The organism is Massilia forsythiae (assembly GCF_012849555.1).
Taxonomy (GTDB): domain Bacteria; phylum Pseudomonadota; class Gammaproteobacteria; order Burkholderiales; family Burkholderiaceae_D; genus Telluria; species Telluria forsythiae.
This window is the reverse complement of record NZ_CP051685.1, coordinates 3,965,046-3,979,070: the sequence shown is the minus strand read 5'-3', so window position 1 is coordinate 3,979,070 and position 14,025 is coordinate 3,965,046. Positions and strand designations below refer to the sequence as shown.

At 69.8% G+C, this 14,025-nt stretch carries 3 protein-coding genes; all 3 read right to left on the bottom strand.

The genetic code is table 11. From position 1 onward, the window contains the following. The 3 genes from HH212_RS17060 to HH212_RS17050 are packed head-to-tail and all read right to left on the bottom strand — an operon-like array spanning position 1 to position 13,914. Positions 1-8,007, bottom strand: coding sequence for a non-ribosomal peptide synthetase (locus HH212_RS17060; RefSeq protein ID WP_170203550.1), 8,007 nt, complete (start codon positions 8,005-8,007; stop codon positions 1-3). Next, a complete protein-coding gene (locus tag HH212_RS17055) occupies positions 8,004-12,470 on the bottom strand; it encodes a MupA/Atu3671 family FMN-dependent luciferase-like monooxygenase (RefSeq protein ID WP_170203549.1) in 4,467 nt (1,488 codons plus the stop codon). The genes HH212_RS17060 and HH212_RS17055 overlap by 4 nt, the downstream gene beginning before the upstream one ends. A gap of 22 nt (positions 12,471-12,492) precedes the next feature. Next, complete coding sequence (locus tag HH212_RS17050; RefSeq protein WP_170203548.1) at positions 12,493-13,914, bottom strand: hypothetical protein; 1,422 nt, start codon at positions 13,912-13,914, stop codon at positions 12,493-12,495. Between the last annotated feature and the right edge of the window lie 111 nt (positions 13,915-14,025).

Below are 14,025 nucleotides of genomic sequence, written 5' to 3'. Positions count from 1 at the left end.
TCACCACTCCGTTTCGACATTGTTTTCGTTGTCATTGGCGCCTTCGCTATTGCCGGCGCGGGCCAGCGAGGCGTCGATCTGGCTGGCCATCGCTGCGATGGTCGGATTCGCCAGCAGGGCCTTGAGCGAGAATGCGACGCCAAAGCCACCCTGTACCGCATTGATCAGACGCATTGCCAGCAGCGAATGGCCGCCAACGTCGAAGAAGCTCGCAGTCGTGCTCACCTGTTCGAGGCCCAGCAGCTCGCACCAAGTCCCGGCGAGCCGGATTTCGGTGGGGCCGGACGGCGCCGCCATCACCGTCCCGCTGCCCAGCAAGCCGCCCAATGCCAGCAGGCTGCGGGCATCGATCTTGCCGTTCGGCGTGAGGGGCAGATGGTTCAACAGCGCGAAGCCTGACGGCACCATGTACTCGGGCAGCGCCTGGCGCAAGGCTTCCTGGACGGCGGCCACGTACGCCGCTTCGTCCACGGCCGGCACGGCCGGCACCAGGTAACCCAGCAGGCGCTTGCGCTCGCCCTCGCCATCCGCCAGGACGGCCGCATCGCGCACCTGCGGCAGGCGCTGCAGCGCCGCGCGCACTTCGCCCAGCTCGATGCGGTAGCCGCGCAGCTTGACCTGGTCGTCGGCGCGGCCGATGAATTCGATGTCGCCGCCTGCCAGCATCCGCACCAGGTCGCCCGTCTTGTACAGGCGCTCGCCCGGATTGAACGGATCGGCGATGAACTTCGCCGCCGTCAGCGCCGGCTGGTTCAAGTAGCCCTTGGCCACGCCGGCGCCGCCGATGTGCAGTTCCCCCGCCACGCCCGCCGGGCATGGCTGCAGGGCCGCGTTGAGCACGTACAGCCGGGTATTGTCCATCGCACGGCCGATCGGCAGTACGCGGTCGATGGCGTCGAGGTTGGCGCTGATGTCGTACATCGCGCAGCCGACCACCGTTTCGGTCGGGCCGTAGTGGTTGAACAGCTGGCTGTGCGGGCAGCGCCGCTGCAGCTCGCGCGCCAGCCCCGGGGTGAAGGCTTCGCCGCCGACCACGAACACATGGCGGCCTCGTACCGGTGCGGCGGCCGGCAGCAGCTCGAGCAGCCCGCGCACGTGCATCGGCGTCATGCGCAGCAGCGCCGGGGCGCAGTCCGGATCGGCCAGGCGGGCGGCCAGGCAGGCCAGTTCCTCGCCGGCGTCGAGCAGTTCCACGGTGCCGCCGCGCAGCAGCGGCAGGTACAGGCTGGGCACCGTGATGTCGAAGCCGTGCGAGGTCACTACCCGGGAACCGGCCAGGTGCCCGGCGTAGTAGCGGCGCGACGCGAAGGCGCAGTAGTCCATCAGCCCCAGGTGGGCGATTTCCACGCCTTTCGGGGTGCCGGTCGAACCCGAGGTGTAGATGACGTAGGCACTGTCGTGCAGCGCCGGCGCGAGACCGTGCGCCGACGGGTTGCCCTCCGGGTAGCCGTCCAGCCAGCCGGACCCGGTGCCGTCGTCCAGCATCAGCAGGTCGACGCCGCCCGGCGGCAGGCGGTCCGCCATGCCGGGCTGCACCAGCACCCACTCGATGCCGGCGTCGCGGATGATGGCGCCCAGGCGGTCACGGGTATTCTTCGGTTCGAACGGCACATACGCGGCGCCGGCCTTGAGCACGCCCAGCATGGCCACCAGCAGCTCCGGCGAACGCTCGACATGGATGCCGACGCGCTGGCCGGCGCCCACGCCCTGTTCCGCCAGGTAGTGCGCCAGGCGGTTGGCCTTGGCGTTGAGCTGCGCGTAGCTCAGGGTACGGCCGCCGTGCGCCACCGCGGTACGCGCGGGCCACTCGGCCGCCGCCTGCTCGAATTGGGCATGCACGCAACGTCCATCTTCGTAGGCTCGCGCCGTACCGTTCCACTCGACCAGCATCTGGTCGCGCTGGGCTGGCGAGAGCAGGCAGATCTCGCCGATATCGCGGGCGCCGCCGGCCATGGCCAGCAGCACGCGCTTGAGCTGGTCCAGCACGGCCGCCGCCATCGTCGCGTCCAGCACCTTGCCGCTGTAGGCGCAGCCGATGCGCAGTGCCGCACCGTCGTTGACGTTCAGGGTCACGCCGTAGCCGTTGGCAATGAAGCTGTCCAGCGTCTCGAGTGCGATGCCGGCCTGGTCGCCCTCGCCCAGCGCCGCATCGAGCGGGTAGTTCTCGAACACGACGATGCTGTCGAACAGCGTGCCGCCACCGGCGGGGCTGCAACGCGCGATCTCGGTCAGCGGCAGGAAGCCGTGCGCAGTACTGGCCTGAAAAGCGTCGTGCAGGCCGGCCAGCAGTGCATCGACCTGCCGGGTGGTGTCGAACGACACGCGCACCGGCACGGTATTGATGAACAGCCCGACCATTTCTTCCACGTCCCGCACCTCGGCCGGCCGGCCGGAAACCGTCGTGCCGAACAGGACGTGCTGCTCGCCGCTGTAGCGTTGCAGCAGGTAGCCCCACGCCAGTTGCATCATGGTATTGACGGTGGTGCGGCGTTCACGTGCGAAGCGCTGCAGGGACGCGGTCTCGGCGGCGTCGAAATGGATCCGCTGCTCGCCGTCCGCCGCGCCGGCCGCCGGCCGCGGCAGGCGCAGCGCGGTCGGTCCGTCGATCGCCGACAGGTAGCCGCGCCAGTAGTCGCGCGCGGCATCGCTGTCCTGGCGCTGCAGCCAGGCGATGTAGCTGTCGTAGGACGGCGCCGGGGCGGTGAACGGCGCCTGACCGGCCAGCAGGCGGCGGTACGCCTGCAACAGGTCGCGGTAGACCAGCGGCGTGCACCACCCGTCGAGCAGCATGTGATGGTGGGTCCACAGCAGCTGGTAGCGTTCCTCGCCCAGGCGCACCAGGGTGATGCGTTGCAGCGGCGCCTGTTCCGGATCGAAGCCGCGGCTGCGGTCTTCTTCCAGCAGCCGCGCCAGGCGCGCCGCCTGTTCGGCCGGCGCCGCATCGCGCCAGTCCTCCTCGCTCCATGGCAGTTCGACGCTGGTGCAGACCAGCTGCTGCAACTGCTCGCCCTGGCCCACGAACGCGGTACGCAGGATGTCGTAGCGCGCGGTGACGGCATCCCACGCCGCGCGGAAGCGCTGCACGTCGAGCGCGCCGGTCATGACGGGATAGGTCTGGGTCACGTAGGCACTGCTGTCGAGCAGCGTGTGGAACAGCATGCCCTGCTGCATCGAGGTGGCCGGGTACAGCTTGCCGATCCGGTAACGCCGCTGCCATGCATCGAGCTGGGCGCCGCTGACGTGCGCCAGCGGGAAGTCACTCGGGGTGTACGGGCCGGGGGCGGCGTCGGCGCAGTGCGCGATCACCGCCAGCAGGCCGGCCCGGATCAGGTGCGCCAGGCGTTCCACGTCGGCATGCTCGAATTCCAGCGCGCTGTAGTCCAGCACGAAACCGAGCTGGCCGGCCATGACCTGCCCGTTCAGGCCCAACGGGCACGGACGCAGGCGACGCGGATCGATGGCGTCGCCGGTCGGCTCCGGGGCCATGCGCAGGGGACCGGCCGCATCGATGGACTGGTCGAACTGCCCGAGATAGTTGAACACCAGCTGGGCCGGATTGGCGCGCTCGGCATCGGCCAGCGCGGGCTCGCCCGCGATATGGCGCAGTACGCCGTAGCCGAAACCTTTCTGCGGCACCGCGCGCAACTGTTCCTTGACCTGGCAGATGACGGCCCCGGTGTCCTGGCTGTCGCACGCCAGCGTCACGGGATAGGTCGTGGTGAACCAGCCGACGGTCTGGCTGGTATCGAGTGCGTCGGACAGTTCCTCGCGTCCGTGCCCTTCCAGCAACAGGCGCAGGCCGCCGGCGCCGCGCCAGTCGCGCACGCCGATCGATACGGCGGCGAGCAACAGTTCGTCGATGCGGGTACGGTAGCGCTGGCCGCAGCGCTTCAGCAGCGCCTCGGTATCGGCCGCGCCGAGTTCGATCCGCACCGTGCGGGTTGAAGCGCGCGGCGCGCCCGCCCCATGCGGGCGGTGGCAAGGCAGGGCGGGAACCGGCTGCGCCAGCTGGCCGAGCCAGTACGGCAGCTGCGCCGCGGCACGCGGCGCATGCGCAGCCACCGCAGCGCCCCAGGCCTGGTAGGACGAGGTCTTGGCGGGCAGCGCGACCGGCCGGCCGGCCGCGAGCTGTCCGAATGCCAGCGCGAGGTCGGCCAGCAGGATGCGCCAGGAGACGCCGTCCACCACCAGGTGATGGGCGACCAGGAACAGGCGCGCGGCACCCGGCCTTGCGGACGTCAGCAGCAGCGCGCGCAGCATCGGTCCGCTGGCCAGGTCGATGCTGCACTGCATCGCAGCGCAGCGTTCGGCGATACGGGTGGCGGCGCCGGCGCCGTCGGGCAGCGCCTCGCTCGTGACCGCGTCCTGCGCCAGGTGCGCGGCCGGCACCGCATAGCCGGCCTCCCAGGCGCCGGCGCCGCGCGCAACACGCAGGCGCAGCGCGTCATGGCGCTCGTGGAGCGCGGCCATCAACTGCACCAGCAGCGCGTGATCGAGCTGCGACGGCGCTTCCAGCAATACCGACTGGTTGTAATGTTCGTGGTGGGCGGACGCGTCCAGGAACTGGCGCTGGATCGGCAGCAGCACCTGGGTGCCCTGCACCGCTTCCTGCGCTTCGGCCTGGCGGGCGGCGCCCGCATGCCGCGCCAGTGCGGCCACGCTCTGGTGCGCGAACAGCTGGCGCGTGGTGATGCCCAGGCCGGCCTGGTTGGCGCGGGCGACCACCTGGATCGACAGGATCGAATCGCCGCCGAGGGCGAAAAAGTTGTCGTGCACGCCGACCCGCTCCACCTTCAGCAACCGCTGCCAGATATCGCACAGCAGCGCTTCGGTTGCATCGCGCGGCGCTTCGAAGCCGCACTGTCCCGCGACCGTGATGGCCGGCAGGGCGCGCGAGTCGATCTTGCCGTTCGGCGTGAGGGGCAGATGGTTCAACAGCGCGAAGCCTGACGGCACCATGTACTCGGGCAGCGCCTGGCGCAAGGTTTCCTGGACGGCGGCCACATACGCCGCTTCGTCCACGGCCGGCGCGGCCGGCACCAGGTAACCCAGCAGGCGCTTGCGCTCGCCCTCGCCATCCACCAGGACGGCCGCATCGCGCACCTGCGGCAGGCGCTGCAGCGCCGCGCGCACTTCGCCCAGCTCGATGCGGTAGCCGCGCAGCTTGACCTGGTCGTCGGCGCGGCCGATGAATACGATGTCGCCGCCTGCCAGCATCCGCACCAGGTCGCCCGTCTTGTACAGGCGCTCGCCCGGATTGAACGGATCGGCGATGAACTTCGCCGCCGTCAGCGCCGGCTGGTTCAAGTAGCCCTTGGCCACGCCGGCGCCGCCGATGTGCAGTTCCCCCGCCACGCCCGCCGGGCATGGCTGCAGGGCCGCGTTGAGCACGTACAGCCGGGTATTGTCCATCGCACGGCCGATCGGCAGTACGCGGTCGATGGCGTCGAGGTTGGCGCTGATATCGTACATCGCGCAGCCGACCACCGTTTCGGTCGGGCCGTAGTGGTTGAACAGCTGGCTGTGCGGGCAGCGCCGCTGCAGCTCGCGCGCCAGCCCCGGGGTGAAGGCTTCGCCGCCGACCACGAACACATGGCGGCCTCGTACCGGTGTGGCGGCCGGCAGCAGCTCGAGCAGCCCGCGCACGTGCATCGGCGTCATGCGCAGCAGCGCCGGGGCGCAGTCCGGATCGGCCAGGCGAGCGGCCAGGCAGGCCAGTTCCTCGCCGGCGTCGAGCAGTTCCACGGTGCCGCCGCGCAGCAGCGGCAGGTACAGGCTGGGCACCGTGATGTCGAAGCCGTGCGAGGTCACTACCCGGGAACCGGCCAGGTGCCCGGCGTAGTAGCGGCGCGACGCGAAGGCGCAGTAGTCCATCAGCCCCAGGTGGGCGATTTCCACGCCTTTCGGGGTGCCGGTCGAACCCGAGGTGTAGATGACGTAGGCACTGTCGTGCAGCGCCGGCGCGAGACCGTCCGCCGACGGGTTGCCCTCCGGGTAGCCGTCCAGCCAGCCGGACCCGGTGCCGTCGTCCAGCATCAGCAGGTCGACGCCGCCCGGCGGCAGGCGGTCCGCCATGCCGGGCTGCACCAGCACCCACTCGATGCCGGCGTCGCGGATGATGGCGCCCAGGCGGTCACGGGTATTCTTCGGTTCGAACGGCACATAGGCGGCGCCGGCCTTGAGCACGCCCAGCATGGCCACCAGCAGCTCCGGCGAACGCTCGACATGGATGCCGACGCGCTGGCCGGCGCCCACGCCCTGTTCCGCCAGGTAGTGCGCCAGGCGGTTGGCCTTGGCGTTGAGCTGCGCGTAGCTCAGGGTGCGGCCGCCGTGCACCACCGCGGTACGCGCGGGCCACTCGGCCGCCGCCTGCTCGAATTGGGCCGCCACCGTATGGTCGCGGCCCGTGACATCGTCGGCGCCGCGCGCGTCGCGCAGCCACCGCTCCCGGCCCGCCTGGTCCAGCAGCGGCAGCTCGGCCACGGGCGTGGCCGGCGCGTCGGCGATCGCCTGCAGCATGTGGCCGAAGGCGGCGGCAAGACGCTCGATGGTCGCGGGCAGGAACAGGCTTTCCTTGTAAGTCCAGTTCAGGAACAGCCCGCGCGGCGATTCGCCGATCGTCAGGTCGAGGTCGAAGCGGATGAATTCCTCGTCGGCGGACAGCGTCTCCACGGCCATGCCGGGCAGCTCGAAAGGCGCCACTTCATGGTTCTGCAGGAGAAACTTGACCTGGCATACCGGGTTGTAGGAGAGGTCGCGTTCCGGACGCAGCTCGTCGACCAGCAGCTCGAACGGTACGTCCTGGTTGCCATAGGCGTCGAGCGCATAGTCGCGGGCCTGGCGCAGCAGCTCGACATAGCTCGGGTTACCGGACAAGATGCTGCGAAACACCAGCGTATTGACGAAGAATCCGATCAGGGGCTCGAATTCGCTGCGGGTCCGGCCCGCAACCGGTACCGCCAGCACGATGTCCTGCTCGCCGCTCCAGCGCGACAGCAAGGCTGAAAACGCGCTTTGCAGGACCATGAACAGGGTCGCGTCATGCCGGCGCGCCAGCGCCGAGAGATGCGTGGCCAGCGCCGCCGGCACCCGGGTCCGATGGCTGAGCGCGCGGAATTCCTGGCGCGCGGTGCGCGGCTTGTCAAGCGGGAGCGCATGCACTTTCGGGCAGCCGTCCAGAGCATGCTTCCAGTGCGCCAGCTGGCGCTCCACCTGTTCGGTATGGGCGCCGCTGCGCTGCCATGCCGCGTAGTCGAGGTACTGGACCGGCAGCGCGCCAGCCTCCGGGATGCTTCCGCCGCCCAAGGCTGCGTAGATCGTGCCGAATTCCTTGACCAGCACGCCAACCGACCAGCCGTCGGCCGCGATATGGTGCATGTTCAGCAGCAGCACGCCTTCGTCGTCGGCGGTGCGCAGGAAGGCCGCGCGCAACATCAGGTCGGCGGCCAGGTCGAACGGACGCGACACGTCCGCCGCCAGTGCGGCGCGCACCGCCGCTTCGCGCGCCGCCGGTTCGTGGTTGCGCAGGTCATGGCAGGCGAGCGTGAAATCGGCCTGCTCCAGCACGCGCTGGCGTGGTCCGTCCGGGCTGTCCTGGTACACGGTGCGCAGCACCTCGTGGCGTGCGATCACGCTGGCCAGCGCCTGCTCGGCCAGGGTTTCGCTGAAGTCGCCGCGGATGCGGAACGCCCCCGGCATGTTGTAATGGGCGCTGCCGCCTTCCATGCGGTCGATGAACCATACGCGCTGCTGCGCATACGACAGCGGATGGCTGCCGTCGCCGCGCGCCACCGGTTCGACGCGCGCCGCGGAAAGGCTGCGCGCGGCGGGCTGCTGGCCCGCAAGCCAGGCGGTCAGTTCGTCCTTGCGGGCGCGGATCGCGGCCAGCACGTCGGGAGTCAGCACGCCCGGCTGGGCGGACACGCGCAGTGTCTCGTCTTCCAGCCTGAAACCGATGCTTTGGCCGATGCACCAGTCGATGAAATCGCTGAGGTTTTCTGTTCTCATAACACCACTTCCTGCTCGTTGTCCCGCGAGCGCGCCTGCATGCGCCCGAATCTCTCCGCCTCTTCCATCTGCCGGGCCTGCCGGTCGATCCGGTCCGCGAGCTTCGCCAGCGTGGGCAGCTCGAACACTTCACGAATCGACAGGTCGACCCCGAAGCGTTCCCGGATCTCCGCGGCCAGGCGCATCAGCAGCAGCGAATGCCCGCCCAGCTCGAAGAAGTTGGCTTCCGCCCCGACCAGGGCCGGATCGACCTTGAGCAGCGCGGTCCAGACTTCCGCCAGCGCGCGTTCGGTCGGCGTGGACGGCGCCACCCGCGCCACGGCGGCCTCGGTGGCCACACCCGGCGCCGGCAGCGCATTGCGGTCCAGCTTGCCGTTGGCGGTTTGCGGCAGCGCGTCCATGACGACGATCTCGGACGGCACCATGTAGCCGGGCAGTACCTGCGCCAGCTGCGTACGCAAGGCGGCGCCGTCGAGGCTGCGGCCGGCCACGTACGCCACCACGCGCTGGTCGTCGGCACCGAAATCGCGCACCAGCGCCGCCGCCGCCGTCACCCCGCTGCATGCCATCAGCTGCGCCTCGATCTCGCCGAGTTCGATGCGGAAGCCACGCAGCTTGACCTGGTGGTCGATGCGGCCGAGGAACTGCAGCCTGCCGTCGGCGCGGTAGCGCACCAGATCGCCGGTACGGTAGGCACGCACGGCGGGCTGGGCGGGGTCTGGCTGGAATTCCACGAAACGCTCCGCGGTGAGCTCCGTGCGCCGCAGGTAGCCGCGCGCCACGCCCGCCCCGCTGATCAGGAGTTCGCCGGGCACGCCGAGCGGCGCCAGCTCGAGGAAGCGGTCGACCACGTGCAGGCGGTAGTGCGCCAGCGCGATGCCGAGCGGGACCTCGTCCATGCCCGCACCGATCGTCTGGCTGCTGGCCCATACCGTCGCTTCCGTCGGTCCGTACATGTTGTGCAGGCTGGCGGCGGTGGCTTGCGCCAGTTGGCCGGCGAGGGCCGCGCTGCAGGCTTCGCCGCCCACGAGCATCGTGTGCAGGCCCGCCAGTGCGGCGCGGTCGGCCTCGTCCGCAAGCAGCATCGCGGCGCGCGAGGGGGTGCACTGCAGATGGGTCACGCCGTGGCGGGCGATCAGCTCGCCCACCGCCGGCGCTGGACCGCGCGGGCGCGCCCCGATGCTGTCCTTCAGCGCCGCCAGTTTCGGCAGGCTGGCCAGCACGGTGTCGGCGGGCACGCCGAAATCGACCAGGCAGGCAATCTCGTCCACACCGATGGCGGTCAGTTCGTCGATGATGGCGGCGCAGCGTTCCGATGACCCGAACAGGGCTGCGCTCTTGAAGTAGCGGTTGACTGCCAGCTCGAGGATGGCATCGGTATCCATGCGGTCGCCGCCCTCCACTTCCGCGCGCATGCCATTGATCAGGGCGAGCGAAGTGGCGAGGTAATCCTTGAACGGCTGCCTGACCTCGGCCATCGCCTGCTCGTCGCTGTCCGCGATGAAGGTGTGCAGCATCAGGCTGACCTTGCCCTTGCCCGGATGGCCGGCGGCACGCCATGCCTGCCGGTACTCGCCGATCTTCTCGGCCAGCTCGCCCATGGTCTGTCCCAGCAGGTGGGTCAGCACATTGGCGCCGCGCGCACCGGCGCTGCGGAAGGTATCCGGGTGGCCCGCCGCGGTGATCCAGATCGGCGGCATCGCCTGTACCGGTGCCGGATACAGCTTGACGTCGATCGCGGCGCCGGCGCCGTTCACGCGCCGTACCGGCCGGCCGCTCCAGAACGCGCTGAAGGTATCGACGCCGTCGAACAGTACCTGGTGGCGCGTCTTGAAGCGGTCCGGCGCCAGCACGAAGTCGTTCGGATTCCAGCCCGATGCGAAGGCAAGGCCCACGCGGCCGTTCGACAGATTGTCGACCACCGACCAGTCTTCCGCCACCTTCAGCGGGTCGTTGAGCGGCAGCACGCAACTGCCGGCGCGCACCTGCACGCGGCGGGTGACCGCCGCCACGGCCGCGCCGGTCACGGCAGGGTTGGGGAACACGCCGCCGAACGCGGCGAAGTGGCGTTCCGGCGTCCATACCGCGGCGAAGCCGTTATCGTCCGCGAACTTCGCGCCTTCCAGCAGCAGCCGGTACAGATCGGCACCGTCGGCGCCCGCGCTGCTGGCGAAATAGAACAGGCTGAAATCCAGGGCCGAGCCGGCCTGGCCGCTGTGCTCGGGGGCGATCACGAGGCGGGCGCCGGAAGTCAGCGCCCCGAAGATCTCGAGCACCGAGATGTCGAACGAGACCGCCGTCAGGCCCAGCCACACCGCCCCGGCGCCGCCCGTCAGCGACGCCGCCGCGTCGAGCAGGTGGACCACGTTGCGGTGCTCGATCATGACGCCCTTCGGCCGCCCGGTCGATCCGGAGGTGTAGATGACGTAGGCAAGCGCGGCGCCGGGCAGCCCCGGCAGCGGCGCGAGGTCGGTGCCGTCGGTGCGGTCCAGCATGCGTTGGATGGCGTCCTGGTCGAGGCAGAGCGCGGCGCCGGCCGCCAGCCCGAGCATGCCCGCCAGGTGCGATTCGGTCACTACCAGCGTGGCACCGCTGTCTTCCAGCATGTAGCGCAGGCGCGCGGCCGGATAGCCGGGGTCGAGCGGCAAGTAGGCGGCGCCGGCCTTGAGCACCGCGAGCAGTGCCGTCACCATGCCGATCGAGCGCTCGACGCAGACCCCGACCGGCATGTCGGCGCCGGCGCCGCGTGCGCGCAGGTGGCGCGCCAGGCGGTTCGCCCGCCGGTTCAGTTCCGCATAGGTCACGCTGTCCGCGCCGCATTCGACCGCGAGCGCCTCGGGCTGCGCCGCGGCTTGCTGTTCGAACAGGCGGTGCAGCGTGAGGCCGTCCGGCAGCGTGGCGCCGGCCGCCGGCGCGGCCAGCAGCGCGCGCAGTTCGGCCTCGCCGCTCATGCGCAGCCGTGCCACCGGTGCGTGCGGGTCGCCGGTCACGGCGTCGACCGTGGCCAGCAGGTGGCCGAGCAGGCGTTCGATGGTCGCGGCGTCGAACAGGTCGGCGTTGTAGTCGATGCGCAGGTCGAGCGCGCCACCGGCCGGAACCGCACCGATGCCGAGATCGAACTTGGCGGCGGCGGCAGCCGGCGCGAGCGGGCGCAACGTCAGGCCCGGCAGCGCGAGCGTGCCGGCCGGGACGCTGTTCAGGGCGAACATCACCTGGAACAGGGGCGCGTGGGCGCGGCTGCGTACCGGGTTCAGGCGCTCGACAAGCAGCTCGAACGGCACGTCCTGGTGTTCCTGGGCGTCGAGGTTAATGTCGCGCACCCGTTCCAGGTGCGTGGCGAAGGACGCGTCGGCGTCGACTTCTGTGCGCAGCACCAAGGTGTTGGCAAAGAAGCCGACCAGCGTTTCCAGCTCGGCGCGGCCGCGGTTCGCCACCGGCGTGCCGATCACGACATCGCTGCTGCGGCAGTAGCGCGCCAGCACCACGCTCAGCACGGCATGCAGGGCCATGAACAGGGTCGCGCCATGGCCGGCGGCGAGCGTGCCCAGGGCGGCCAGCTGCTCCTGCCCGATGCGGCCGGCGACGCTGGCGCCACGGTTGCTCTGCTGCGCCGAGCGCGGGGTATCGAGCGGGAAGTCGTGGACCTGCGGCAGCGCGTGCAGGTGCCGCTCCCAGTAGGCGAGATGGCGTTCGAGCGCGTCGCCGGTCAGGCTGTCGCGCTGCCAGGCGGCGTAGTCGGCATAGGCGAGCGGCAGCGGCGCCAGCGCGGCGTCTTCGCCGCCCGAGAACTGGCGGTACAGGCGGACGAATTCGTCCACCAGGATCGCCAGCGACCAGCCGTCGGCGGCAATGTGATGCACGTTGATCATCAGCACGCCGCTGTCGGCCCCGGTGCGCACGCACACGACGCGCAGCATCAGGTCCCGGGCGAGGTCGAATACATGGACGGCTTCGGCGGCAATGGCGGCCGCCAGGGCCGGCGCACGGGCGGCGGCGTCGAGCCGCCCCAGGTCATGCCGCACCAGTTCCAGCGTCCACTCGTCGCGCACCACCTGGCACGGGACGCCGCCGGCTTCGGCGAACACGGTGCGCAGCGGCTCGTGGCGCGCCACCAGCACGTCGAACGCCGCCTGCGCCGTGTCTTCGTCGAAGGCACCTTCGAACTCGAAGGCGTTGAACAGGTTGTACTGCGGGCTGCCGCCGTCCACCTGATCGACCAGCCACAGGCGCTGCTGGCCGAACGACAGCGGCAGCGCCTCGCCGTTGCGCAAGCGCGGTACCGGCGCGCCCCCCTCCCCGGCGGTGGGCGCCGCCTCCAGGAAGGCCACCAGTTGCTGCTTGTTCTGCTTCAGCAGCGCCAGCAGCGCGGCGGACGGCTCATCGTCGAAATACACTTCGAGGCCGCCTGCGCGCACCTCGAGTTCGACGCCCTCGGCACGGCAGCGCCCAATCAATTCCTGCATGTCCATTTCAGCTCCCATCGGTTCATAATGTGACTTTGTTTTTCTTTGCTGCTTCTTCGAAAACCGGAAACTCGACCGCCCCGGTGGCAGAGTTGATGACGCCGCGACGGTTATTCACGGGCATCCCGCGCACGAAGGCGCCACCGTAGCGCCCCCCGGCATCGAAGATTCCCCAGATGAACGACCATTCGGACAGCTCGCCGTGCGCGTCCGGCGCGACCACCGTGTCGGCGCTGCAATACTCCTGGGCCAGCCAATCCTCGGCGCCGCGCTTGCGCTCGACCACCGCTGCCCATTCGTCGCTGCCGCAGAACTTGCCCACATGGACATCGCGCCCTTGCAGCGAATGCGATTTCTTGATCACGAAGTCGTCCTTGTGCGCCAGCAGCAGCGCGCCCAGGTCCCATGCGCGGCCGCGCCACTGCGCCGAGGCGGCGCCCATGCGGGCGGTGAAGGGAATGTGTCGCTCGACGAGTGCACGTTCGCCAGCATCGAGGTGCGGCGCCAGCGCCGGCTCGTGCAGCAGCGCCATCAGCGCCTTGTTGCCGAACAGCGTGTACAAGGGGCTGTCCGGCATCACCACGCGGCCGGCCAGGTGGGCGCTCACCAGGCGCAGCTCTATGGCCGGTTTGACGGTAGCGCCCTCGGGCGAGAGCAGCAGGACCGCATCCACGCGTTCGCCAGCATGGCTGACCGTGCCGTTGCCGTCGAATTCCACCCGGGACGGGTCGGTGCAGATCATCATCCGGCCGCGCGGCCAGTGCGCGGGACGCATGCGTTCGAACGTGCCGGCGAACGGCGCCAGCCGTGCCTCCTGTTCTTCCTGCTCGGCTCCGATCACCAGCAACAGGATGTTGCCGTTGCCGCCGCCGGGCTGCTGGCGCGCGATGGCGTCGAACAAACCGGCGAACATGGTGTCGACCATGTTGCGGTAATCCAGGGCCCAGCGCGCGGTGGTGGCGCCGCTGGCCAGGATCTCGCGGAACTGGGGCTCGATCCAGCTAAGCTGCCAGCCGCCGATGGTCGACCCCGCGTTCACCTCGATCAGCTTGAGCTGGCCGTTCGAATACAGGACATCGTGGCGGTTGAGCATCTGGCGCGGATCGGCCTGGGTACGCAGCAGGATCTCATGGATCACGGCCGGCTCGTTCAGGTAACGCGCGAATGCATCGGCGTCGGTACCGAACATGATCCGGACCGCCTTCAGGTACAGGGCCGGCAGGCGCACGATCAGGTGTTCGAACTCGGCCACCCGTTCGGCCGAAATGATGACCGGCCACGGCGATACGGCGTACGGATAGTCGCGCATGCATTCGGCCACCGCTGGACGGTCCAGTTCCAGGCGCAGCCTGCGCAGCGCGGGGTTTGCGTCCCATTCGTGGCCAAGCTGCTGGAAGCGCGCCGAATAGAATCGGTTGTTCGCAAAGCGGTCCGTCGTTTCCATCCAATCCCTTTCGTCTCATGAATCGATTGTTCTTTGGCATCAATCGTCAGGGGATTGTAGGTAGTGCTCCGGTGTTTGATAGCTGCTGCTGTTGACAGGTGGGTCGACAGA